Origin of the sequence: Brevibacillus sp. M2.1A, from assembly GCF_013284355.2 — a bacterium.
GTDB lineage: Bacteria > Bacillota > Bacilli > Brevibacillales > Brevibacillaceae > Brevibacillus.
Map to the genome: position 1 here is coordinate 210,848 of NZ_JABSUY020000001.1, position 21,075 is coordinate 231,922.

The following is a 21,075-nucleotide window of genomic DNA, read 5'->3' on the forward strand; positions in this document are numbered from 1 at the left end:
CATGTTACAAGACTAGTTTTACACCACTTGCTTTTTGCTCCAGCATTTTGGAGAGAATAGTCCCGATGTGGGCACCCGCCTCAACCGGAGATGTACCTTGACGATGAATATTCGAGATCACTGTACGCTCTGATTCTACCATACCTTTGCGTGGACGGTAGCACATGTACGCACTCATGGAATGTGCCGTAACCAATCCTGGACGTTCTCCGATCAAGAGCACCAATACTTCTGGCTCCAAAATCTCGCCGACGTGATCCATACTGGCTACGCGTCCGCCCTTGATAAAAAACGGAGTGCCGCAGGTCAGTCCGTAGCTTTTCAGAGAGTCCATCAGGGATGGAAGCACGTCTTTCAGGTTCGCATCCACCGCAGCAGCACTCAAGCCGTCCGAAACCACGATTTGTACCTGCGGTTTCTTTTGGCAGCGCTCTTGGAGCATGCGTACGCCTTCCTCAGTGAGGATACGTCCCATGTCTGGGCGCTTCAAATAGTTTTCCGTGTTGTCATACTGTGTTTCCACTGTGAACAAAGAGAACTGGTCGAGCACCGCTTGACTGACTTCGCCATATACAGCATCTACAGCCGCAGCATGGTCACGACGCAATTCGAGCATAGTTTTGGTCAGAGGTCTCACACCTGTACGCCAAACCCCGATGCGCGCTGGCGTGCTGGACAGCAATTCATCCAAGCCTTCCTTGTACTTCGGATTCGGTACATGTGTGGTTCTCTCTGGTTCTGTCGATGGAGCAGGCTGCTCATTCACTACAGGAGCAGGTGTCGGTGCGGCTGTCGCATTTGCTACTGGCTCTGCCTTTGGCTCCGCTCTCAGTTGGATCAAGCCTGTCTCTGCTTTTGGTGACGGAGCTTGTTCTGTAGCCTCACCCAGCTTCTTTTGCAGCTCTGCTACTACTTTATCTACCAAGAAATCTAATTGTTGTTCCATCCGTCTTTCACCTCCTGATCTTACATGAAGATTGTCGGATCGCCTGCTTTTGCAGTCAGCCTACCGTTTTCCATGATGCCCATTTTCTCCAGCCATTTTTCAAAATCAGGAGCAGGTCGCAGTCCCATCACTTCACGGAATGCCGCAATATCATGGAAGCTTGTCGATTGATAGTTGAGCATGACATCGTCTGCCATCGCTACGCCGATTACGAAGTTAACCCCTGCCGACGAGAGCAAAATGCCGAGATTGTCCATGTCGTTTTGATCGACCTTCATGTGGTTCGTGTAGCATACGTCACAGCCCATCGGCAAACCGTGCATTTTGCCCATATAGTGGTCTTCCAGTCCAGCACGGATCACTTGACGGCTGTCGTACAAATACTCAGGTCCAATGAAGCCAACTACTGTGTTCACGATAAACGGATTGTACTTGCGAGCAAGTCCGTAGCAACGCGCTTCCATTGTTACCTGGTCCATGCCGTGATGCGCCTCGGCAGACAGCTCTGAGCCTTGGCCTGTCTCGAAGTACCAGAAGTTCGGCCCGTAGGAGGTGCCTTCTTTGCGCATCAGCTCATCTGCTTCATCCAACAGTGCTACATCAATACCAAATGCCTTGTTTCCTTTTTCACTGCCCGCCAAACTTTGGAAGATCAAGTCTGCTGGTGCCCCATTACGGATGGCACGCATTTGTGTGGATACGTGAGCCAATACGCAGTTTTGCGTCGGGATATCAAACTTGGCCATCACGTCTTTGGTCATGTTCAAAATATCCTTGACGCTGTCCGCTGTATCGATAACCGGGTTGATCCCGATAACCGCATCGCCGATTCCGTAGCTCAGTCCTTCGTACAGAGACGCTTTGATGCCTTGTACGTTATCAGATGGATGGTTCGGCTGTACACGAGAAGCCAGTACGCCCTTCTGACCGATTGCTGTGTTGGCATGCGTCACAACTTTGATCTTGGACGCAGCCGTAATCAAGTCGAGATTGCTCATGAGCTTGGCAGTCGCTGCGATCATCTCGCTGGACAAGCCGCGGCTGATTCGCTTGAGTTCATTATCGCCTGCTTGATGGCTCAAGATGTACTCGCGCAGCTCAGCTACGCTCCAGTTTTTGATTTCGTTGTAAATCTTTTCGTTGATCCCTTCTTCGATCACACGCGATACTTCGTCTTCTTCTGCCGGAACCATCGGATTGTTGCGGATATCCGCCAATGTCAGGTCAGCCAAAACTTGCTTGGCAGCTACACGTTCCCGGGAATCAGCAGCGGCGATACCAGCCAGCTGGTCGCCTGATTTATCTTCATTAGCTTTCGCGAAAACTTCTTTCAAATCGCGAAATTGATAGGTCTGTCCAAGCACAGTCGTTTTCGTGTTCATCACGTCCACCCCTTCTTACGTTACGGCCTCTCATCAAATGCAAGTGTTTTGACGACGACGGGAATAATCGTTCCCGAGATCGGCTCACCGAGATCGATGTAATCGCCGTATTCCACACGCACCTGATCGATGCAAATGATTTCCGGTGCCCCTTTGCAACGCAGCGCCAAGGCCTGCCCGAGCGCTTTCGCCATATCTGTTTCACAGATCACAACCATGGTTTGACTCTCGGGGAAAGTCGCCCGGTATTGCTCCGACAGCTCCTGAGACAGCGTCTGCAGCAGAGCGTACGAGCAGTACCCGATGCCGGAGATCGCAAGTGCGAAAGGAATCCCTGTCGTTTTTTCAAACAGACGCTCACCCAATTGGTAGATCGAAGCCACTTCCTGTCGCAGTCGTGTGGCATCTGCCAATTGTTCCTCGGTAAGCTCCAGCTTGAGAATCGGAATATTTTTAATCGGTAACAGCTCCGGCTTGATATGCACGGTTGAACCACTAATCTCCGTACTCTGCATCCCCGCGCCAATTACCGTTGCCCGTACCGTTTGATCCGGGTCTAGCCACTGTACCGGATACGTTCCTTTTTCGCGCTCCTGCTGGAGGACATAACCGAGCAGTGGGCCGAAATCGCCGTATCGGCTCGCATCCGAAATATTTTGGACGGGAGGTCCGCTCATGAGTAGACCCACACCGCCTGAGACAGTCAGTTCGTTAACAGGGATGGTATCGCGCAAATGCGGTCCCACTACGAGCAAGCCTGACACTTGGCGCTCTTTCCCCGTCAAATAATCGAGCATACTGCGTCCCAGCTGTTCGGCAACCTCTGTGAGCTGCGCGAATCCGATTTCCTGTCCGACTTGAATACGCAGTCCTTTTGCCGTCAGCCATTGTTGAATGTTCGGCGACACGTATTGAACGACACCTTGCGGACTGAGACGGATCAGTCTTCCTCCGACGTGGAACGTTACCGTCGCAATCGCCCGGCCACGTTGGAAGTAGGCTGCATTCGCTGTTCCTCCGCCAATATCGACATTGACGATCACACCTTGCATGGCTTGCGAGCGTTTTTCTGCGCCAGCGCCCTTGCCCGCCAGCACGCCTTCGAGGTCAGCACCTGCTGTCGCTACCACGAAATCCCCGGAGCGTTCTGCCAGCAGATGAACGATATGCTGTGCGTTCTTTTTGCTGGCTGTTTCTCCGGTAATGATGACCGCCCCGGACTTGATTTGGGACAAGCTGATTTGTGCCTTGTCGTACTCAGCTGCAAGAATCGCTCCGATTCCGTCAGCGTCGATTTCATCAAATCCGATGAGCGGTGTGGAATGCACTTCACTCGCATACAGCAATTGTCGCTCCACGATCTGATAACGCGGCAGCGAAAACGTACTGGACATGCGACCCAATCGCAATCGGCTTACGATCATTTTGGTCGTGCTTGTTCCCACATCGATCCCGACGCTTTGGATCCATTGTTCGTCCATATGAACCTCCTTGAACCATTGGCGTGTCAGACGGGCCCTACGAAAAAACGCTTGAACAGCCGGTTCCTTGCTCCCGGTCTGATTCAAGCGCCTTTGCTCTCTTCGTATCTACTTGTCACTGCTTTTTATGATAACGTCAGTTCTAGCTTTGCGAAAAAATGGCCTGCTCGCCCGACAAGATTTCCTCTGCCAGCTTCACAAGCGGCATGCGCCGTTGCATGCTTACTTGCTGCATCCATTTGTAAGCCGCATCCTCTTCCAAGGATAGGGCACTCATCAGCTTTCCTTTTGCCTTTTCCACTGCCTTGCGATCCTCGATCTTTTGCTTCAGATCATTTATATCCTTCTTCAGGGAAACGACTTTTTCCTTTTGACTGAGCGCGATTTCTACTGCGGGAATCAAGTCATCCTCCGACACCGGCTTCACCAAGTAAGCCGTCACACCCGCTTTTCTGGCATCCTGGACGAGTTCCTTTTGGCTATAAGCCGTCAAAAGGAGAATGGAACTGTCTGAAAAGGAACGAATGATACTGCTTGCCTTGATACCATTCAAGACAGGCATTTTCACATCCATGATGATCAGATCGGGCTTGTGACGATGGGCCTGTTCGACTGCCTCTTCTCCGTTTTTCGCCTCGGCAACCACTAAATACCCTTCATTTTCGAGCATCTCGCGCAAATCCATGCGAATAATCGGCTCGTCATCAACCACCATAATCTTCGGCTGTGTCATCTTCATCCTCCTTTTGGATCGGATAGAGTATGGTAACCTCTGTTCCGTTCCCAGTGTTGCGGAAATGCATCGTGCCTTCGAGGTCTTCCCTGACCAGTGTATCGACAATTTTCAGGCCCAGATGGCCCTTTTTGTGGATTTGCTCCATGTCCTCGATGCCTACCCCGTCATCTGTCACAGACAGACTAACGAAGTCCTCCTTGGCAACCAGTGCAATAGAGATTTTCCCTTCTTGCTGCTCATGAAAACCATGAATCATGCAATTTTGAATCAGCTCGGTGACGATCAAGGCAAACGATGTTGCTTTGTTGGACGGCAGATACACCGATTCGCCCGTCACCACGACGTGTATAGCTTGCTCAGAACGTCTCATCGAAGAGACGATTATTTTCGATATTTTGGTTAAAATCTCTTTGAAGTCAATCTGCTCCAGACCATCCTGTGCCAAGTATTCGTGAATAATGGCGATGCTGTTGATGCGATTGATGCTTTCCCGGTATACCTTTTCAATCTCGTTTGACTGCGAACGCCGCATTTGCAGGCGCAACAGGCTAGAGATGGTTTGCAAATTGTTTTTGACCCGGTGGTGAATCTCTTTGATCACCGCGGATTTGATCATCAATTGCTTTTCTTTTTCCCGAATGTCCGATATGTCTCGCAGGAGAATAAATCCCCCAATGATGTCTTGTTTGCGAACGGACGAAACCGCTTTCATCATAATAAAATGTTTGCCTTTTGACAGCTCCTCCTGAATATAACCCCCGTTGCGTACAAAATTCTCCGGGGTAACTCTCCAGGAAAAAATACGTTCAATGCTCTCTCCCTTTTCCGGCCGTTCAAAGCCAATCAAGGAGAGCAGCTTGTGGGCACGGCCATTGGCGTACGTGATAATCCCACTCTGATCAAACAAAATCATGCCCTCATGCAACAGCGACGAAATGGGCAGATCAGGCACAGCGAACTGGATGAGCGTCTCGCTTAAATGCTCTGTTGTTTCCTTGAGCATTTCGACGTTCTTTTCCTGTTCCACCTGTTTGGATATATCTTGTTCAGTTATCAAGGTCCCGATTGTTTTTCCAGCCGCATTCGTAATGGGTACGACACTTTGTCGCATCACGACCTGCTCCTGTGAAACCCCACGTGAACCGATGACGGGCTTGCCTGTAGTCAGGCAATACATAACGGCCGGCTCATTAATCGCCGTCGCCAAATGCCCTACGACCGATCCACTGTACATGGAGCGTGCCGTACTCGGTGCAGCTTGTGCGACTACCATCGCCGCGCTCCGATCTACCGTCGGACAATCGATAAACATGTCCGCTTGAGACAGATCAGCAAAAATCTGAAGCTTGGAAGCCAGATCCTCCACAATCCGAATGTCGTCATCACTCAACGTCGTGGACGCTTTGCACACTTCTCGTATTGATTGCATGTGAACCTCTTTTCACCTGCTAGGAGTTGATATGACCTCATTTTCTCACAGACACGCTACGGCGGAAAGGGGTGTAATACTGGTTAATCACGCTACTCGTTTACAATTTCTTGCAAATACGCTCGCAATTCTGGCACTCCCTCATTCGTGAGCGAGGAGGTCCGGAAAATTTTCGCATTGCCTAGCGATTGACGCAGGAATTGTTCTGCCCTCTCCACGTTGGCATCAGGATGATCCATTTTGGTAATGACCCCGATGCACGATTGCGGAAACCCTTGCGAAAAACCAGGAGGGAAATAATTGCGCTCCCGCGTAGCATCCTGTACCATCACAATGACCTTCGCCTCAAGAGAGGTAGCCATAAGCGTGCGGTAAAACATCGGGTTTTCGCTGTACTCACCCGGAGTGTCAATTGCCCAGTCCCGATATTCGAGCGCTTGGGTCTTCCTGGCAGGCTGTTCGTCATTGAACAGCGCCCGCACCAGAGAAGACTTTCCTGCTTCAATTGCACCGATAATCATTACACGGCCGGTCATGATTTCGTCACCAACGCCGGTGTAAACCGCAGTTTTTCGCTCAGCACCTGATTGACCGCTTCGACTGCCATCTCAACAGCGGATACATCTCCTACGACAATCAGTGAACCTGTAAAACGATCGAGAAACCCAAGCTCGACGCCAGCAGCCTTTGTCGCAATATCCGCGGCAATAATGGCTGTTTCGGTAGGCGTCAAAGTCAAGATGCCGATCGCACCGGCCTCATTGATACCTAGCTTGGTATAGAGCATTGGGTCAGGGTTTGCGATCACATGAGCCAACGTGACCTGTTTCCCTGGTACGAATTCCTGGATGACTCGTGAACGTTCCTGTTCCATTCCTATTCCTCTCTTCCTGCGGCACCCGGCACCTCAAACGAATCCACGATGCCTACGATGATCGCATCGATCGGCACACTGGTGCCGGAGAAAAGGATTCGGGCAGGCGTCCCACGAGAGACGATAACCTGCTCCCCGATTCCCGCACCGATCCTGTCCGCTGCGATTACGGTTTGTCCGCCTTCTTCGCCACGCCAATCAATCGGCTGAACCACCATGAGCTTGAGATTTTCCATACCTGCTTCTTTTTGCGTGGCCCAGACGCTGCCGATCACTTTTCCCAAAAACATGCGATCACCCTTTTCCTAAATAGCTGACCGTAATGCCGCGTTCTCTCATGCTGTCATAAGCAAGCGGAGAAACAATTGCACCTTTTTTCACGATCAAAGTCGTATCGCGAAGCTCAGGCTGAGATCTGATCCAATCCGCTGTCAACAGCTTCCCGGAAAAGACAGCTTCTTGCTCATCCAAAGGAGTCAATGTCGGTTGCTCTGTCTTGCTAGTAGTCTCCACTTTTTGCAGTTGAGACTTCAGCTTGGAAACCACGCGATCAGCCAGACGGCGTTGCTCTGCAAACTCTACACCCAGCTCTTTCATGCTCTCAACGTGACGGTTGAACAGCTTTTCATAAGCAGGTGTCAGTGTCAATGTTTGCAGGGTACGACGGTCTGCGCGCTTGATCCCTGGCACATCGGAACCAGCGATGACGAATTTGCCCGTCACCAACGCGGAAAAGACGATTTCCGCTTTAATTGTTCCTTTTAGACCGGAAGCAATTCTCGCTGCATTATCCAAATCGATTTCTGGAATCACGATACCGACATAATCTTTCGGCACTTCCAACGGGGCAGGAGCGTACTCATCTGCTGTAAGAATTTTGCCTGCTCCCCCACATTCAATCTTATGCATTCCCAACCAGGAAGAGGTTTCTCCGTCCAGGAAGAGAATGTCATGGCAGATCCCGTGGTTTTTCAGTTGGATAAAATGATCTTGAAACGCCTCATGAGCCTGGCTGTCGCAAAAAACGTACAGGACACGAGGCGCTGTGCTGCTTTGTTTTTCTGTATTCATCGATTGCAAAATTTCTTTCGTAATCGACGCCACCATTTCTCTGATGTCCATCAAGCTCAACCTCCGTTAGCCGGAGTAAAATTGCCCGTTCTTGCCGATCACTTTTACCCGGTCGCCCGTTTTCAAATTAGCGGCATTTCCTTCATCCGTATCAACGTGGAAATCAAGTGCAAACTGCGGATGTACACGAACGACTACATCTGGATAGATAATAGGACGATCGCTTTGCGTCGCCAGAATCAGCGTATCGCCATCCTTCACTTGATATTGCTCAGCATCTGCTGGAGACATATGAACATGGCTCTTCGCTACGATTACGCCTTTGTCCATCACAACAGTCCCTTTTGCCGTTACAAGCACCATACCTGGTGTACCTTCAATATCTCCAGACATACGCACAGGGGCATGAACACCCACTGCGAAGCCATCTGTTCTGGAAATTTCCACTTGTGTCGCGCCACGAGCTGGTCCCAAGATGCGAACCCCGTGAATGCTGCCTTTTGGTCCTACGATGGTGACTGTTTCCTGGCAAGCAAACTGACCCGGCTGCGACAAATCACGCATTGGCGTCAATTGATGGCCTGCTCCGAAAAGCTTTTCCACATCTTCTTGCGACAAGTGAACGTGACGATTCGATACGCCCAAAGGAATTTCACGCACTGCCTCGGCAGCTTGATTGGTGGAAGGCTGCTGGTTCTGATCAACTTGTTTCACTTGAATCCCTCTTCCTTTCAAGAAATCTGCCGCTGCTGGTGTTATTTTATCCCCTTTCTCAACGAGAAAGGGGTTTGGGATACCTGACTTATGCATTGCTCTCAAGGATGCTTCTGTAATGACTGCCATAGGGATTTATTACCCTTCGAGTTTAGGCAGGATCAGTTCAATGTCTCCATGAGGGCGTGGGATTACGTGTACAGATACGAGCTCTCCTACTTTTTCAGCAGCAGCGGCACCTGCGTCTGTGGAAGCTTTTACTGCACCTACGTCACCACGTACCATAACAGTTACGAGACCGCCACCTACGTGTACTTTACCAATCAGTTTTACGTTTGCTGCTTTTACCATTGCGTCAGCAGCTTCAACTGCTCCGATCAAACCTTTTGTTTCTACCATTCCCAATGCGGACATTTCTCCAGCCATTTTTGTATCCTCCTTAATTATATCTCCAAGATTTTAGTGTTTTACGACATTAAGACGTCATTTCTGTTAACACGGATTTGATAATGTTCTTGATCTCATCACGGCTCAAGCCAACGTTCATGGAAGAGACAGCCTGTAGAACAGCTTCTTCCGCTTGTGTCGCAGGAGCTTGTGGTGCTGGCGTTGATTGTGGCATTTCTTTGATGCCAAATGCAACACGCTTGATGTTGAACATGTGCTTCGCACCGATGTTATCGGAAGTGATGTTGCCCCCTAAAGAACCGCATCCAAGTGTAAACGCTGGTTGTACGCCAGTCGTTGCACCAATTCCCCCGAAAGTCGTACCGGTATTTACCGGAATTCTGGATGCTGGCATTGCTTGACCATACGCTGCGATGACATTGTCATCCTGGGCGTGAATACCCGCTGTATGTCCAAGACCACCATGCTCCAGCAATTCGCGGCAACGGGCAAACGCTTCGCTGTCGCCTTGAACAGTGTAGAGGGCAAGGACCGGAGCCAGCTTTTCAACGGACATCGGATATGCTTTACCTACATTGTTCTCCTCCGCAACCAGGACACGCGTATCAGCAGGGATGGTAATACCTGCCATTTGAGCGATCACATGCGGAGAGCGGCCAACGATTTTCGCGTTCAGCGAGCCGTTAATCGTAACGATGGCAGCTACCTTTTCCTTTTCTTGCTCGTTCAGGAAGTAGGCGCCTTCACGCTTAAGGGCAGCAATCAATTGGTGTTTGGTGGATTCCTCCACTACCAATGCTTGCTCAGAAGCGCAGATTGTACCATAGTCAAACGTTTTGCTCTGCACGATGCGCTTGGCAGCAGCAGCAAAGTCAGCACTGTGGTGGATGTAGACCGGAACGTTACCAGGTCCCACACCGTAAGCAGGCTTGCCGGAGCTGTATGCCGCGCGTACCATCGGCGTTCCGCCAGTCGCGAGAATCAAATTGGTCAGCTTGTGCTTCATCAATTCGTTTGTCGCTGGAAGCGTAGGCTTGGTAACGCAATGGATCAAGCCTTCTGGTGCTCCAGCCGCTACTGCCGCCTGTGCCATCAGTCGCGCTGCTTCCAGCGTGCACTTGGCTGCAGACGGATGCGGGCTGAAGACAATCGCATTTCTCGCCTTGAGGGAGACCATCGATTTATAGATAACCGTGGACGTCGGATTGGTGGAAGGCACGATACCAGCTACGATACCGAATGGCTGCGCCACTTCCCATACCTTGTTCTCTTCGTCCTTACGGATGATGCCAACCGTTTTTACATCTTTCACAGATGCGTACACATCTTGAGCAGCAAACAGGTTTTTCATCCGTTTGTCCGGGATGTTACCAAAGCCTGTTTCTTCTACAGCCATAGCTGCGAGTCGATCAGCATGCTCCACGCCCGCTTTGGACATGGCTTCGATGATTCTGTCGACTTGTTCTTGGCTGTAAGTAGCGAACTTGGCCTGTGCTTCCTTCGCTTGTGCGAGGTAGGTACGCACTTCCTGTATGGAATACAGATCAGCGTCGAGTGTCATTAGGCTTTGTCACCTCCGCCTTGTTTCTCTTCCAACAGACGAATGAGATCTTCTTTTTTCGCCATGTTGATTTCGTTCGTTGTCAGCGGGAAATCCGCATACGAACGCGCCATTTTGCGCAGATCATTGATAGACTGATCTTGCAATTTGGTCGCTGGCACTTGGGCCGGCTCTGCCTTAACCTCTTCTTTTGCTTCCGGTTTCAGCAGGTTTTTAAGCATTTTGGGTACATTTTCGTCAGGACGTGGAATAACGTGTGAGTGCAGCAATGTTCCGACACGTCTCGCAGCTTCAGCACCAGCATCTACTGCTGACTGTACGGAGGAGACATCTCCGATTACATACACGGTAACGATCCCTGCGTCCGCGCCCTCATAAGAGACGACTTTGACGTCAGCCGCTTTGGCAGCAGCGTCTGCGGCAGCGATGAGAGCAGGCAAGCCCAATGTCTCGATCATGCCGAGTGAATATGTCGTAGCGCGCATTTACATTACCTCCCCTTCAAGAGGGAAAATCCCTATTATCGTTTGACAGGCTGTTGGGCGACACTTCTTACGGCATCGGCAAAAGCATCAGCGGCTGCCGTGCATGCCGACTGGCTGCCAGTGAGTAGCGCTCCCCCAAAGTTCGTTTCTGTTGGTGGACCAAAAAATTGAACCATTTCTACATCTGCAGCCTTGAGGGCGGCATCAATACCATACATGGCCTCCAGCGGTGGTGCGATCAAGTAGGCAAGCGGTTCACCTTCTCTGATTCCCGCCAGTTGGGACAAATAGCTGCCCGTCCGCGACACAACATGGGCGTAATACGCATGCGTCCCTTCAGCATTCAAAGAGTAAAAGCATGCTCCGCTTTCCATAAATGCAACGGCTGCATCCAGTCCGCTCTGCACCTCCGATGGCGTCGCGCCTCCGATCATCCCGATGAACTCGCCGGACAACGGTCCAGACGCATGGCCTGAGCCTGCATAAAACGACTTGGCATACACAACTTCTACCGCTGCCTTTTTGGTCGCTTCATCAATGGCCGTATACCCCACATCGTCAATCGTGGAGGTCAAAAGCCCCAGACTTCGGATATGAGAAGGCAGGTTCAGCTTCTCCGCAAATTGAGGATCGACATTGGGAATCAGTCGGATCGCAAGCGGCGTCGCTCGAATTGGTTTTTCCATGCGTGTCACTCCTTTCAAGACAACATCCCTGATCAAAAGCAAAAAAAGGTGCCTAAACACGAAAAAATAAGATCCGTGTTCAAGGGCACCTTTGCCTTTTGATTATTCACTTGTGGGTAGAAGATAACACGCGATTTACGTGCTCTTTTACCTGTCTCTAATGTAGAACAAGGCAGGGAAAAATGCAAGCGTTTTCGGCATTCCGTCACTTTTCCATATTCCGGTCATATTACGGACACACGCCCCCGTTAAATTTGTGTTGTAGCCGAGACGGGCAAGCCCGCAAACAAGGCTCACTACAGTCTAAAGACCCCCCAAGGAGGAATTTCACAATGAAAAAGAAAATGGCAATGACAGTTATGGCTTTGGCAGTATCCGCAATGGCAGGTTCCGCGTTTGCGGCAAGTGAACCCGCGAAAACGTCTGGTTCTTCTGCTCCACTGAAAATGGTGACCACAGATGGTACAAATGCTCTTTTCAAACCGATTATTAGCCTGGAGGAAATGGCGAAAGAAAAAGGGATCACTGTGGAAGAGTTGATCAAGCAGCTTGAAAAAGAAGGAAAACTGACGAAAGGAGTAGCTATTAACACGAAAGACGGCGATCTGACAACTAGCTTCTCCTTCATGAAATTCGATGCCATCAGCGATAACAGTAAGACAATCGACCTGGTTGAAATGGCGAAAGAAAAAGGCATCTCCGTAGAAGAGTTGATCGAGCAGCTTAAAGAAGAAGGCACGCTGGCAATAATTTCTTCCACGACAACTATCAATCTGGAAGAAGTAGCAAAAGAAAAAGGCATCTCTGTGGAAGAGTTGATCAAACAGCTCGAAAAAGAAGGCAAGATCACAAAAAGTACAACAGTCTCAGTACCTGCCATCAAAAAATAAGCGTTGCCTTTCAAGCACACAAAAAAACCTCTAGCAGGAAACTGCCAGAGGTTTAGTCATGCCGTTCGCCATTCAACGGACACATGATGTCAGTCAAAATGATTTCTATCATTGCTATGATAAGTACAAATTGACTTGAGATAGATAGGAGGTGTTTCTTCGTGAAACGAATTCTACTCATCGAGGATGAAATGCCGATTGCCCGACTTGTCCAGGTCTACCTGGAACGGGCGGGCTATGAGGTAAAATGGAATGTGGGTGATCACGAGGCAATTCCGACTTTTCTCTCCTGGAAACCAGATCTTGTCCTGCTTGACCTGATGCTGCCCGATCATGACGGCTTGAATATACTCGATCAGATTCGCCAATACGGCAGCTGCCCTGTCATTATCATCACGGCGCGCGGTACCGTGCCAGACAAGCTCAAAGGTCTGGCACAAGGGGCAGATGATTACATCGCCAAGCCATTTGATCCAGAAGAAGTGCTCGCCCGTGTACAAGCTGTGCTCCGCCGTTCCTCTTATATCGCCGAAGCAGATACGATCAGACTCGGGACACTTTCCATAGATGTTACGGCCCAAAATGCCTTAATCGGGAAAGCACCCCTTTCCTTAATGCCAAGGGATTGGCAACTACTTGTTTTCCTGGCGCGACATCCGAACCAATGCTTCAGCCGAGATCAGTTGCTGGATCAGGTGTGGGGAATGGATTTTGAAGGGGGCGATCGCTCTGTGGATACCGCAGTGAAGCGCTTGCGCAAAAGCTTACTGCCGTGGCCGACTTCTGAAGGGGAAATCAGCACAATCAGAGGAATGGGGTATAGCCTGCGTGTTTACTAATCGATCTACTTCTACCAGAGCTGCTGTACCGCTCTTGCGTTACTGGACGTGGCGCTATGCCCTGATTTTATCGGTCATTCTTTTTGGCATTGGGTTTTTTGGCATCTATTGGATTAACAAAGCAACTACAGAACAACAGTTTCAAGTATTGGAAGCAAGAACAGAGTTGCTCGCTGATTCGTATACCAAGGTGTTGCTTGCCAAGGACACCTCGACTTCTTCTGTAAAGATAGAGGATTTGGCACAAACAACCGTTGGTATCTCCAATCAGGCTGTCACTGCTGTGACTGGCCCTGGGTCTCCGGCTATTCCTGGCACCGCAACACCTGCAGCCAATACTGCCACGATCGCATTTCGAGTCATGCCGACTGTCCCAATCGATCACGTGGTACAGATTTACGATGATGCGGGCAAGACGTTCAAGAAGGATATGCTGAATCAGACGACGACCGCTACCATTGCGCAGTTGCCGACTCCTGCCCAGCCTGTGGACAAAACAAAGGAAATACGGGAGGTCGTTGCCACAAAGGGTGCTACCTGGCTGCGTGTAGGTGTCCCTTACTATGAACACAATGCAGTCGCAGGCACTTATTACGTCAGTACCCCGCTTAACAATGATTTGGTCCACACCTATATCACGATCATGGTTTCCATCGGGATCATCACCTTGTGCGGTTGGGCCATCGTCTATGTGCTGTCTCGCTCGTTAACACAACCCCTGCGGCAGTTGGCAATAGCGGCAGAGCAAATATCCAGCGGGAATTATACGCCTCCCTTGCCCAATTCTTCCAAAATCAAAGAAGCGGAAATCAGTCAGCTGGTTCATTCTTTTGACGAAATGGCGAAACGGCTTGGACAACTGGAGCGGATGCGCACCGACCTTTTGGCTGGTGTCTCCCATGAACTGCGTACCCCTGTCACCTCGATCCGCGGGATGATTCAAGCGGTCAAAGACGGCGTTGTAAAAGGTACAGATGCCGATGAATTCATGCAAATCAGCATGGACGAAGCCAAGCGACTCCAGACAATGGTCAATGACCTGCTCGATTTTTCGTCGATGGAAGCAGGCGAAGTATTCGTCGAGAAGCAATCCATTCAGATCAACAGCACATTGGATCAGATAGTCGCACAGGTGCAAGCCTTACCGTCATTTGCAGACGTAACTGTGACAGTAAACCCGACTGGATCAGAAATCGTTTGGGTCGGCGATGAATCACATGTTAAACAAATTTTGCTCAATTTATTGGGAAACAGCGCAGCCGCAAATGCAACGCAAATCGAGATCAGCGTCCATAATCAAAGGGATTTTCTCTCCATCGACGTGACTGACAATGGAAAAGGGATTTCTGAGTCAGAGGTTCCATTCATTTTCGAACGGTACTATCGCGGCGACAGCAAACGTAAAAAGAAACATGGATTGGGACTGGGCCTGACGATTTCGCGACTATTGGCAAAAGCACACGGGGGAAATGTCGAATTGATTCGGACTTCTCCAGAAGGAACAACCTTTCGTCTGACACTGGCCCATCCAGATACATCCGCATGAAAATGAACAGAGGAAGCAGCACCGATGAATCGTGCCGCTTCCTCTTTTACGTATGGGCCCCCTCCGGCACATGCGTGCGGATAAGATCCATGAAGATGTCCAATGCTTTGGTATGAAACTCGTCGGATTTCGTGACGAGCGAAAAATCACGGGTAACAGGTGTCCCCGTCACCTTCAATGTACAGAGCGTGCCGAGCTTTCGTTCTTTACGGATGGCCCAATAAGACAGCAGGCTGATTCCCAAGCCAGCCTCCACTGACTCCTTGATCACCTGCGTACTGCCGAACTCCATTCGCTTGTGCGGTGTGAATTGCAGTTGGCGAAACATTTTTTCAGCCGCTTCCCTCGTGCCCGACCCTTCTTCCCGTACTATCCACGTTTCCTTCATCAGTTCGTCAATGCTGACCTCAGACTGCCCCGCCAATCGATGCTCTGGAGAAGCAATCAAATACATACGATCATCAGCAAACGGCTCCACGCACATTTTTTCGTCCACATACTCCCCCTCCACAATCCCGACATCGAGTTGTCGCTTCGCTACCAGCTCAGCAATGACTGTGGAATTGTGGATCGTAATCGTAGGGGTAATCATTGGGTAATACTGACGAAGACGCGCAATGACGTGAGGCAGTACATACTCTCCATATGTGTAGCTGGCGCCAATCGTCAAATGCCCGCTCGGTGTGTTCATCAAATCATCCACGAGACTCTGCATCCGCGTGTACAAGCCCAGGATCTCCCGAGCGTGATGATAGACAATCTCCCCCGCTTTATTTAAGCGAACATATTTGTTGCTTCGCTCCAGGAGCTTTGTCCCTATCGTGCGCTCGAGCGCATGAATATACTGACTAACGGCAGGCTGCGTCATGTGGAGCTCTTCTGCAGCTCGGGAAAAGTTCTGTCTGTCTGCAACGGTCACGAACACTAGCAAATGCTGATCCAACTGCCTTCACTCTCCTTTCCACCACTAACCATTCATTTCACTTATGATCACTATCGCAATGATTTATTTTTCTTATTATAACAGTTGCCGTATGCTGAGTTTGTAAAACTTTTCGAGGAGTGATGGCAATGGCAACTCCCATCAAAAGCAGCGTGCCATTGAATGAAAGCAATGCCAGCGTACAGCCCGCAAAAAACAACGAAAGCAAACCTGCATCCTTCTCGCTGTGGATAGCTGGAATCGCTTTTACTTTTTTTATCGCCCTGACAGGCTACGTCTTAGCAAAAATACCTGGGTTTCAACAGGTTGGCCCCCTCGCCTGTTCGATCCTGATCGCGGTCGCTTACCGGCATTTTCGTGGATATCCGGAAGCATTGCGATCAGGGATTCAATTTTCCGCCAAGCGTTTACTGCGTCTGGCTATTATTTTGTACGGGCTCAAGCTCAATATCGATGTCGTCTTGAATCAAGGCCTCGGGCTTCTCGTCTATGACGCTGGTGTCATTATTTTTGCTATCGCGGTTACGATGCTGATAGCCAAGTGGTTGAAAGCAGACTCTTCCCTCTCCCTCATGCTCGGAGTCGGTACAGGCGTCTGTGGAGCAGCGGCGATTGCAGCCGTCTCCCCTATCGTTGCTGCCAAGGATGAAGATACCGCCATTGGGGTAGGAATGATTGCCCTCGTCGGAACCTTATTTGCTATTGCCTACACGATCCTGCGTCCATTCCTTCCCCTGTCCGCAGTTGAATACGGCATGTGGTCAGGAATTAGTCTGCACGAGATTGCTCATGTCGCATTGGCTGCTGCACCAGCGGGTCAAGATGGGCTAGCGATTGCCCTGCTGGCAAAATTGGGGCGTGTGCTCCTGTTGGTTCCGCTTTGTTTTATCCTGATGATTTGGATGAAACGCTCCGGGAAATTACAAAGTGGCACCAAGATTGAATTCCCATGGTTCCTGATCGGCTTCCTCGCTATGAGTGTTTTTGGAAGCTACGTTCTCGGCACATCCATTCCTGTCACAGAAGCATTCCATAACGGAATCGCCAATGTCACAACCTTCGTTCTCACTATGGCGATGGTCGGGCTTGGCCTCAATGTCAATCTGCGTGCACTGCGGACAAAAGCGGCGCGTCCACTGATTGCCATGAGTATTACCTCAATTCTTTTGTCGGTGCTCTCCTTTGCATTGGTATAAAAAACTGTGGATAACCAAACACCCGAATTCGAATTCGCCGATTTCTTGATGATCGGCGAGTTTTTTTGTGGATAAGGACAAAGATTATCCCCATATGTTGATAAAGATGTGTACATCTTTGCCGAGGGGGATCTATATGTCGAGAAAATGGTTGAGGAGACGACCGAATATCTTATTCATCATTGTGGATCAGGAACGATTTCCCCCTGTTTATGAAGAGCCTGCAATACGTGAATGGAAGGAGGATACACTCCACGCTCATACTTTTTTGCGAGAGCATGGGTTGGAATTCATTCGTCATTACGTTGGCTCCACTGCCTGTTGCCCTAGCAGAGCTACCTTGTTCACCGGTCAGTACCCCTCTTTGCACGGCGTCAGCCAGACCAGCGGCGCAGCTAAACGATCTGCTGACAGCGACATGTTCTGGCTGGATCGCAACACTGTTCCGACGATGGGAAATTATTTTCGTCAAGCGGGCTATCGGTGTTTCTATAAAGGCAAGTGGCATATTTCCGATGCCGACATCTGGGTACCGGGTACCCATTTTCCTATCCCCAGCTATACCCTTGGAACAGGGGTCCCCGATCCCGATAAGGAAAGCTTATACTTGCTTGCTGATCGGCTGGACGGCTACGGCTTCTCCAGTTGGATAGGGCCTGAACCGCATGGAATAGCGCCGCATAACTCTGGTTCGTCCGCAGCCATCGGAGTAAATGGTCGTGATGTAGTGTACAGCAGCGAAGTCATCGAGCTGCTCCATGCCCTGGATCAGGAGAAAAGCTCCGTTGAAAGCTACCATCCTTGGCTGATCGTGGCGTCTTTCGTCAATCCACATGATATCGCCATCTATGGGGATATCTCAGCGAGCTCACCGTTTTTTCGCTTCCATGTGGATAAGTCAGTTCCCACAGTTGCCCCGCCCCCTACTCAGTATGAATCACTTGCGACAAAACCGCGCTGCCAAGCGAGTTATCGGGAGGTATATCCACAGGCGTTCCAGCCCATTTCGGACCAAGCCCATTATCGAAGACTGTACTATCAGCTCCAAAAAAACGCCGATCGGGAAGTGATGCGTGTTCTTGAAGCACTCGTCGCCAGCTCGTTTTATCCCGAGACACTGGTCGTGTTCACATCCGACCACGGCGAATTATTGGGGGCTCACGGCAAACTGTATCAAAAATGGTACTGTGCCTACGAAGAAGCGATTCATGTTCCCCTCATTATCCACAACCCGCTTCTTTTTCCATGCGCGACCTCCACAGAGCTGTTAACCAGTCATGTGGATATTCTTCCGACTCTACTCGGGATGGCCGGAGCAGACACAGACAGACTTGGTGAGGAGCTGACCTATACACATAGCGAGGTGCGCCCTCTTGTCGGTCGTGATCTTACTCCCATCATCTTGTCCCACGATATGGACTCTATCTCCAGCGAGCCGATCTACTTCATGACGGACGATGATGTGACAAAAGGACAGCATCAAGTAAACGTGCAACACCAACCCTATGACTCTGTCATTCCTCCAAATCAGATAGAAACGGTCATCGCCTGCATGAATTCTGCCGGGCACAGCGCTTTATGGAAATACTCCCGCTACTTTACCGGGGATGTATTCAACCCCACGATGACTGAATACGAATTGTATAATCTCACGGCCGACCCTTTGGAAACACGGAATTTGGTAATCCCCCTCTACAAAACCACACACTCAGAGCGCGTCCGCCTGAAAATGGAGCTGCTTTTAGAAGAACAACGAGCCCAAAAGCGACTGACACCCTTCTCGCCCCCTTTCGCACAACTACTGTCTACGTGAACTTTCCCGGAACACAGAAAAAACCCCTCAAATCGAGGGGCTTTTCGTCTTTCCTTTTCTCATCCCTATTCCTGTTCGGTCAATGCTTTTTCCAATGCTGCCATCGCTTCTTGTTCATCGACACCATCGGTGATCAGGGTAATTTCTTCCCCTTTTCCAATCGCTGCTGCCATAATGCCCATGATGCTCTTGCCATTTACATTTTTCTCATTTTTGATGATTTTAATTTCGCTGGAAAAAGACGTGGCTACCTTCACAAAGTTCGCAGCAGGACGTGCATGCAGGCCGTGCGCCAATTGAACCACTATTTTTTTCTCTACCATTCTGATCTGCCTCCTTCCTTATACTCTCTCAAGCCATTCCTTCACGAACGCCTCTACTTGCGCAGAAGTGCTCATCTGTAAAATCGTATCCATCTGTTTCGCTGCGTCCTCTACGCTCAAACGACTCAGCTGTTGGCGCGCAGGCAAAATGCTCCCTGCACTCATACTAAATTCATCCAGACCCATTCCCAACAGAATCGGGATCGCGATTGGATCGCCCGCCATCTCCCCGCACATACCGACCCATTTGTTCTGCGCATGCCCTGCTTTAATGACATTGTGCAGCAAGCGCAAAACAGCAGGGTGATATGGCTGGTAGAGATAAGCGACCTTCTCGTTCATACGGTCGGCTGCCATTGTGTATTGAATTAAATCATTGGTTCCAATGCTGAAAAAGTCAACCTCACGTGCAAATTGATCGGCCATCAGTGCCGCAGCAGGGATCTCAATCATGATACCCACTTCGTACTGATCGGATACTACAATTCCGCGATCGACCAAGGATTTTTTCTCTTCCTCCAAAATCGCTTTCGCCTGGCGAAACTCCTCCAGTGTCGCAATCATCGGAAACATGATTTTCAGATTGCCGTGTACACTTGCGCGCAAAAGAGCACGCAGTTGCGTACGAAACAGTTCTTGGTTGTCGAGACACAGCCGGATGGCGCGATGCCCAAGAAACGGGTTCATTTCTTCCGGTAAAGCCAAGTAAGAGAGATGCTTGTCCCCGCCAATGTCCAATGTGCGAATAACTACCGGGCGGTCGCCCATATGCTCCAGCACATGCTTGTACGCGAGGTATTGCTCCTCTTCCGTCGGGAAATCATTGCGTCCCATGTACAGAAACTCCGTGCGGAACAGCCCGACACCTTCCGCTCCATTGGCGATCGCCCCAACGACATCTTCGGGGCTTCCGATATTGGCGGCAAGCTCGACATGATGATTGTCCACCGTGACCGTTTTATTGTTCACAAGCTTCGCCAGTTCGGCTTTTTGCGCTTCGTAATCAGCCTGCTTGCGTTTGTAGACAGCGATCTCTTCTTCACTCGGGTCGATAATCGCGATTCCTTCATGCCCGTCGAGAATGATGAGCGTCGCGGGCTGAACCGCACGAGTAATCCCTTGTGTTCCGACAACAGCAGGGATCTCCAGAGAACGTGCCATAATCGCAGAATGCGAGGTTCGTCCACCAATGTCCGTAACAAAGCCTTTGACATAGCGACGGTCTAATTGGGCTGTATCGGAAGGCGTCAAATCATCTGCTACAATAATCACTTCTTCTGTCAGCTCACCAAGTCCTGCAAACGGTACCCCCAGCAAGTAAGAAAGGACACGTTTGGTCACGTCTCGAATATCTGCCGCTCTCTCCCGCATGTATTCGTTGTCCATTTGCTCGAAAAGTCCAATGAATGCTTGTGCGACATCATTCAAGGCGCTTTCGGCGTTTGTCTTTTCGTTTGAGATTTTATCTTTGACGGTATCGACCAGTTCCGGGTCTTCCAAGACGAACAGGTGAGCTTTGAAAATATCTGCATGATCCGTCCCCATCTCCTGCTCCACGCGCAGAACGATGCCCTCCAAATCATTTTTCGCTCGAGCCAACGCCTCTTGAAAGCGGTGGATTTCACTCGCCGGATCTTCAATCGCTACGGTATTGATCTGTAAATCGGGCGTTGTCAGTAAAAACGCCTTGCCAAAGGCTATACCTGCTGAAGCTTTTACACCTGTGATCTTTTGGGACATCGTAACATCAGC

Annotated in this window: 22 protein-coding genes; 5 read left to right on the forward strand and 17 right to left on the reverse strand. The window is 50.1% G+C overall.

Annotated features, from left to right (window positions below):
- Nucleotides 1-4: 4 nt before the first annotated feature.
- The 14 genes from eutC to eutL all read right to left on the reverse strand — a co-directional run bounded on the left by eutC (nt 5) and on the right by eutL (nt 11,773).
- Nucleotides 5-946 (reverse strand): ethanolamine ammonia-lyase subunit EutC, encoded by a 942-nt coding sequence (eutC, locus tag HP567_RS00955; RefSeq protein ID WP_173610339.1) that lies wholly within the window; start codon nt 944-946, stop codon nt 5-7.
- Nucleotides 947-966: 20 nt separating this feature from the next.
- A complete protein-coding gene (locus HP567_RS00960) occupies nt 967-2,328 on the reverse strand; it encodes an ethanolamine ammonia-lyase subunit EutB (RefSeq protein WP_173610338.1) in 1,362 nt (453 codons plus the stop codon).
- 20 nt (nt 2,329-2,348) lie between these two features.
- Nucleotides 2,349-3,809 carry an ethanolamine ammonia-lyase reactivating factor EutA gene (locus HP567_RS00965; protein WP_173610337.1) on the reverse strand — a complete coding sequence of 487 codons (1,461 nt, stop codon included), beginning with the start codon at nt 3,807-3,809 and terminating at the stop codon, nt 2,349-2,351.
- A 142-nt stretch (nt 3,810-3,951) separates the two neighbouring features.
- Entirely contained in the window at nt 3,952-4,548 is a 597-nt protein-coding gene (locus tag HP567_RS00970) for an ANTAR domain-containing response regulator (protein WP_441299782.1), read from the reverse strand.
- Nucleotides 4,514-5,974: a sensor histidine kinase gene (locus tag HP567_RS00975; protein WP_173610335.1), complete on the reverse strand. Its 1,461-nt coding sequence runs from the start codon at nt 5,972-5,974 to the stop codon at nt 4,514-4,516. The genes HP567_RS00970 and HP567_RS00975 overlap by 35 nt, the downstream gene beginning before the upstream one ends.
- Nucleotides 5,975-6,066: 92 nt before the next feature.
- Nucleotides 6,067-6,510, reverse strand: a complete 444-nt coding sequence (locus HP567_RS00980) for a EutP/PduV family microcompartment system protein (RefSeq protein ID WP_173610334.1) — start codon at nt 6,508-6,510, stop codon at nt 6,067-6,069.
- On the reverse strand, nt 6,507-6,848 hold the full coding sequence (gene eutS / locus HP567_RS00985; RefSeq protein ID WP_007720097.1) for an ethanolamine utilization microcompartment protein EutS: 342 nt from the start codon (nt 6,846-6,848) through the stop codon (nt 6,507-6,509). The genes HP567_RS00980 and eutS overlap by 4 nt, the downstream gene beginning before the upstream one ends.
- Nucleotides 6,849-6,850: 2 nt before the next feature.
- A complete protein-coding gene (locus HP567_RS00990; protein WP_007720099.1) occupies nt 6,851-7,138 on the reverse strand; it encodes a EutN/CcmL family microcompartment protein in 288 nt (95 codons plus the stop codon).
- A 4-nt stretch (nt 7,139-7,142) separates the two neighbouring features.
- Nucleotides 7,143-7,970, reverse strand: coding sequence for a hypothetical protein (locus tag HP567_RS00995; protein ID WP_047069986.1), 828 nt, complete (start codon nt 7,968-7,970; stop codon nt 7,143-7,145).
- Nucleotides 7,971-7,985: 15 nt separating this feature from the next.
- Entirely contained in the window at nt 7,986-8,762 is a 777-nt protein-coding gene (gene pduL / locus HP567_RS01000) for a phosphate propanoyltransferase (RefSeq protein WP_173610333.1), read from the reverse strand.
- Nucleotides 8,763-8,771: 9 nt separating this feature from the next.
- Nucleotides 8,772-9,059: an ethanolamine utilization microcompartment protein EutM gene (gene eutM / locus HP567_RS01005; RefSeq protein WP_047069988.1), complete on the reverse strand. Its 288-nt coding sequence runs from the start codon at nt 9,057-9,059 to the stop codon at nt 8,772-8,774.
- A gap of 49 nt (nt 9,060-9,108) precedes the next feature.
- Entirely contained in the window at nt 9,109-10,602 is a 1,494-nt protein-coding gene (locus HP567_RS01010; RefSeq protein WP_048035225.1) for an acetaldehyde dehydrogenase (acetylating), read from the reverse strand.
- The gene (locus HP567_RS01015) at nt 10,602-11,087 is read right to left on the reverse strand and encodes a BMC domain-containing protein (RefSeq protein ID WP_173610332.1); all 486 of its coding nucleotides are present in this window, start codon (nt 11,085-11,087) and stop codon (nt 10,602-10,604) included. The genes HP567_RS01010 and HP567_RS01015 overlap by 1 nt, the downstream gene beginning before the upstream one ends.
- A gap of 35 nt (nt 11,088-11,122) precedes the next feature.
- Nucleotides 11,123-11,773 (reverse strand): ethanolamine utilization microcompartment protein EutL, encoded by a 651-nt coding sequence (gene eutL / locus HP567_RS01020; protein WP_173610331.1) that lies wholly within the window; start codon nt 11,771-11,773, stop codon nt 11,123-11,125.
- 332 nt (nt 11,774-12,105) lie between these two features.
- Here eutL and HP567_RS01025 point away from each other — a divergent pair, with 332 nt between their 5' ends.
- The 3 genes from HP567_RS01025 to HP567_RS01035 all read left to right on the forward strand — a co-directional run bounded on the left by HP567_RS01025 (nt 12,106) and on the right by HP567_RS01035 (nt 15,048).
- Nucleotides 12,106-12,663: a hypothetical protein gene (locus HP567_RS01025; protein ID WP_173610330.1), complete on the forward strand. Its 558-nt coding sequence runs from the start codon at nt 12,106-12,108 to the stop codon at nt 12,661-12,663.
- 161 nt (nt 12,664-12,824) lie between these two features.
- Nucleotides 12,825-13,502 carry a response regulator transcription factor gene (locus HP567_RS01030; protein ID WP_173610329.1) on the forward strand — a complete coding sequence of 226 codons (678 nt, stop codon included), beginning with the start codon at nt 12,825-12,827 and terminating at the stop codon, nt 13,500-13,502.
- Nucleotides 13,492-15,048 carry a sensor histidine kinase gene (locus HP567_RS01035; protein ID WP_173610328.1) on the forward strand — a complete coding sequence of 519 codons (1,557 nt, stop codon included), beginning with the start codon at nt 13,492-13,494 and terminating at the stop codon, nt 15,046-15,048. Before HP567_RS01030 ends, HP567_RS01035 begins: the two co-directional genes overlap by 11 nt.
- A gap of 46 nt (nt 15,049-15,094) precedes the next feature.
- On the opposite strand, the gene HP567_RS01040 is transcribed toward HP567_RS01035, so the two are convergent.
- Nucleotides 15,095-15,991 (reverse strand): LysR family transcriptional regulator, encoded by an 897-nt coding sequence (locus HP567_RS01040; protein ID WP_087351171.1) that lies wholly within the window; start codon nt 15,989-15,991, stop codon nt 15,095-15,097.
- Nucleotides 15,992-16,119: 128 nt separating this feature from the next.
- Between HP567_RS01040 and HP567_RS01045 the strand changes: the two genes are divergently transcribed.
- The gene (locus HP567_RS01045) at nt 16,120-17,187 is read left to right on the forward strand and encodes a YeiH family protein (RefSeq protein ID WP_173610327.1); all 1,068 of its coding nucleotides are present in this window, start codon (nt 16,120-16,122) and stop codon (nt 17,185-17,187) included.
- 136 nt (nt 17,188-17,323) lie between these two features.
- Nucleotides 17,324-19,000, forward strand: coding sequence for a sulfatase-like hydrolase/transferase (locus HP567_RS01050; protein WP_173610326.1), 1,677 nt, complete (start codon nt 17,324-17,326; stop codon nt 18,998-19,000).
- Nucleotides 19,001-19,065: 65 nt separating this feature from the next.
- Here the strand turns inward: HP567_RS01050 and HP567_RS01055 are convergent, their stop codons facing one another.
- Nucleotides 19,066-19,323: an HPr family phosphocarrier protein gene (locus tag HP567_RS01055; protein WP_015893797.1), complete on the reverse strand. Its 258-nt coding sequence runs from the start codon at nt 19,321-19,323 to the stop codon at nt 19,066-19,068.
- A gap of 18 nt (nt 19,324-19,341) precedes the next feature.
- Nucleotides 19,342-21,063 (reverse strand): phosphoenolpyruvate--protein phosphotransferase, encoded by a 1,722-nt coding sequence (ptsP, locus tag HP567_RS01060; protein WP_173610325.1) that lies wholly within the window; start codon nt 21,061-21,063, stop codon nt 19,342-19,344.
- Nucleotides 21,064-21,075: the final 12 nt, after the last annotated feature.